Annotated in this window: 2 protein-coding genes; both read left to right on the top strand. The window is 66.1% G+C overall.

The annotated features are described in order from the left end of the window. Nucleotides 1-3,702: excinuclease ABC subunit UvrA (locus RMO40_RS11665; protein WP_489660146.1), on the top strand; the 3,702-nt coding region annotated here is incomplete at its 5' end. Between the two features lie 142 nt (nucleotides 3,703-3,844). Continuing rightward, nucleotides 3,845-3,990, top strand: a 146-nt coding sequence (locus RMO40_RS25490) for a toll/interleukin-1 receptor domain-containing protein (protein WP_489660147.1), incomplete at its 3' end; no start/stop codon positions are given.

Below are 3,990 nucleotides of genomic sequence, written 5' to 3'. Positions count from 1 at the left end.
GAGTTCGATCGCCTGCTCGGCGCCGATTGGTTGAGTGAAGCCGTGTTCGTCGACCAGTCGCCCATCGGCAAGACCGCGCGCTCCAACCCGGCCAGCTACGTGGGTGCCTTCGACGAGATCCGCAAGCTCTTCGCGCAATCGACGCTCGCCGCGCAGCGTGGCTACGGCGCCAGCATGTTCAGCTTCAACGCCGGCGACGGGCGTTGCCCCACCTGCGGCGGCTCGGGCTTCGAGCATGTGGAGATGCAGTTCCTGAGCGACGTCTACCTGCGCTGCCCCGACTGCGACGGTCGCCGCTACCGCGCCGAGCTGCTGGAGGTGAAGATCGACCGCCGCCTGCCCGGCGATGTGTTGCGCGAGATGAGCGTGGCCGACGTGCTGGAGCTCACCGTGAGCGAAGCCGTGCAGTTGTTCGCCAACGACTGCGAGGTGCTGCGTGTGCTGCAACCCATCATCGACGTGGGCCTCGAGTACGTGAAGCTGGGCCAACCCGTGCCCACGCTGAGCGGTGGGGAAGCGCAGCGTTTGAAGTTGGCCGGCTTCCTCGCCGAAGCCGCCCAAAGCGCCACCGCCAGCCGCCAGCCGGTGGCGAAGAAGGGCACGCTCTTCATGTTCGACGAGCCGACCACTGGCCTGCACTTCGACGACATCGCCAAGCTGATGCGCGCCTTCCGCAAGCTGCTCGATGCGGGGCATTCGCTGGTGGTGATCGAACACAACCTCGACGTGATCCGCGCGGCCGATTGGTTGATCGACCTCGGCCCCGAGGGCGGCGAAGCGGGCGGTTGGGTGGTGTGCACGGGCACGCCCGACGACGTGAAGCAACACCCCACCTCGCACACCGGCAAGGCACTGGCCGACTACGACAAGTCGATGGGTTTTGCGCTGACCGCGCAAGAACGTGTGGCATCTCCGTCCGCCGAACTGCCTCCGTTCGGGCTGAGCCTGTCGAAGCCCTTCGACAAGCTCGGGGCGAACGGAGAGGGCCGGCCGCTGCAAGCCGTCCTGCGCCAACCGGTCGACGAATTCATCCGCATCGTCAACGCGCGTGAGCACAACCTGAAGTCGATGAACGTGAGCATCCCGCGCGGCAAGTTCAGCGTGATCACCGGCGTGTCGGGCTCGGGCAAATCCACGCTCGCGTTCGACATCCTGTTCAACGAAGGCCAGCGCCGTTACCTCGAATCGCTCAACGCCTACGCGCGCAGCATCGTGCAGCCGGCCGGTCGGCCTGAGGTGGATGCGGTGTACGGCATCCCGCCCACCGTCGCCATCGAGCAGCGCCTCTCACGCGGCGGCCGCAAGAGCACGGTTGCCACCACCACCGAGGTGTGGCACTTCCTGCGCCTGCTGTACGTGAAGCTCGGCCTGCAGCACTGCGTGAAAGACGGCTCACCCGTCAAACCACAAAGCGCCGAGAGCATCGCAGCTCAATTGCTGCGCGATCACAAGGGCGAACACGTGGGCCTGCTCGCGCCGCTGGTCGTCAACCGCAAGGGTGTCTACACCGACCTCGCCAAGTGGGCCAAGGCACGCGGCCACACCCACCTGCGCGTGGACGGCGAATTTTTACCCGTCGACCCATGGCCGCGCTTGGATCGCTTCAAGGAGCACACGCTGGAGCTGCCGGTCGGCGACATCATCGTCAGCGCCGACAACGAAGCGCACTTGCGCGAGCTGCTGGCCAAGTCGCTCGACGTGGGCAAGGGCGTGATGCACCTGCTGGCCCCGCTCACTGGCCTGAAAGGCGCCATGCTCGCCGGCACGTCCACACGTAAGCTCGGCGCGGTGAAGGTGTTCTCGACCAAACGCGCCTGCCCCACCTGCGGCGACAGCTACGCCGAGCTCGACCCGCGCATGTTCAGCTACAACAGCAAACACGGCTGGTGCACCCTGTGTGTGGGAACCGGCCTCGCGCTCACCCGCGAGCAGCGCAAGGCGTACGACGATTCGATCCGCGATGACGACGACAAGGGCCGCGAACAAAGCTTCCCGTCCGAAGAGAAAGAAGTGGAAGGTGTGGTCGACGAGCCCTGCCCGGCCTGCGATGGCACGCGCCTGAACCACGCCTCACGTGCCGTCACCTTCGAAGACCACGCCATCTCGGCCATTGCGCAATGGTCGGTGGCCGATTGCCGCACCTGGATCGAAGCGCTCAAGCTCAAGGGCCGAGACGCCGAGATCGCGCGCGACGTGATCGTCGAGATCCGCAACCGGCTGGAGTTTCTCGAAGAAGTGGGCCTCGGCTATCTCACGCTCGACCGCGCGGCGCCCACGCTGAGCGGCGGTGAAGCGCAACGCATCCGCCTCGCCGCCCAGCTGGGCAGCAATCTGCAAGGTGTCTGCTACGTGCTCGACGAGCCCACCATCGGCCTGCACCCGCGCGACAACCAGGTGCTGCTCAATGCACTGCACAAGCTCGGCGACAAGGGCAATACCCTGGTGGTGGTGGAGCACGACGAAGACACCATCCGGCGTGCGGATCACATCATCGACATCGGCCCCAGCGCCGGCAAACGCGGCGGCCGTCTGGTGGCACAAGGCACGGTGGCCGAGGTGTCGGCCCAGGCCGAATCGGTGACCGGGCGCTTTCTCGCCCACCCGCTCAAGCACCCGCTGCAAGCGCGGCGTGTGATCACCGACGAGGTGTTCACGAAAGACCGCGAGAAGAAGGGCCCGCTGACGATCAAGAACGCCTCGCTGCACAACCTGCAGCAGGTGACGGTCGACGTGCCGCTGCGCCGGCTGGTGGCAGTCACCGGTGTCAGCGGCTCGGGCAAGAGCACGCTGGCGCGCGATGTATTGCTGGCCAACCTGCAGTTCATCAACACCCGTGGTGGCAAGCCCAACTGGCAAGGCTGCGACAGCATCGAAGGCTGGGGTTTCATCGACCGCGTGCTCGAAGTCGACCAGACACCCATCGGCAAGACGCCGCGCTCTTGCCCCGCCACCTACATCGGTTTCTGGGACGTGATCCGCAAGCTGTTTGCCGACACGCTCGAGTCGCGTGCGAGAGGCTACGCACCCAATCGGTTCAGCTTCAACACCGGCGAGGGTCGCTGCCCCGCCTGCGAAGGGCAGGGCATGCGCACCATCGAAATGAGCTTCCTGCCCGACGTGAAAGTGCCTTGCGACGTGTGCCACGGCCAGCGCTTCAACGCCGAGACGCTGGCAGTCACTTGGCGCGGCAAGAGCATCGGCGACGTGCTGCAGATGGAGATCGACGAGGCGGTGGAGTTTTTCGCCTCGATGCCGCACATCGCGCACCCGCTGCAGCTGATGAAAGACGTGGGGCTGGGCTACCTCACGCTTGGCCAACCGTCACCCACGCTCAGCGGCGGCGAAGCCCAGCGCATCAAGCTCGTCACCGAACTCAGCAAGGTGCGCGACGACATCACACGCCGCGGCAACAAGGCCCCGCACACGCTGTACGTGCTGGACGAACCCACGGTCGGGCTGCACATGGCCGACGTCGAAAAGCTCATCCGCGTGCTGCACCGCCTGGTCGATGGCGGCCACAGCGTGGTGGTGATCGAACACGACCTCGACGTCATCGCCGAAGCCGACTGGGTCATCGACCTCGGGCCGGAGGGCGGTGTGAAGGGTGGGGCGGTGGTGGGCGAGAGTGCGCCGGAGGGCTTGGTGGCGAATGCGCGCAGCCATACGGGGGCGGCGTTGCGGGGGGTGTTGGCACGGCGGTAGCCGATTCTCTCCTTGCGCTGCTCGCCGGTCTGCCTCGCCGTCTGCCCCTTGTGGCGAACGCCACTGCCGCATATCCTGATGTTGGAAGCAACGCGGCGCACTGCATGACAGCTCAAGGCGCCGGTCTGCGGGAGGGGATCCTTTGCCGGACCATGACGTCTTTCTGAGCTACCACTGGCGCGATCACTCGGTGGTCGAGGCCTTGGCGCTGCGGTTGCGCGATGCCGGGCTGAACGTCTTCCTGGACCGCTGGTACCTCACCCCCGGCACCCATTGGTTGCAGGCGCT

The organism is Rhizobacter sp. (assembly GCF_031412075.1).
Lineage (GTDB): Bacteria > Pseudomonadota > Gammaproteobacteria > Burkholderiales > Burkholderiaceae_C > Rhizobacter.
This window is presented reverse-complemented; position numbering and strand designations above follow the sequence as displayed.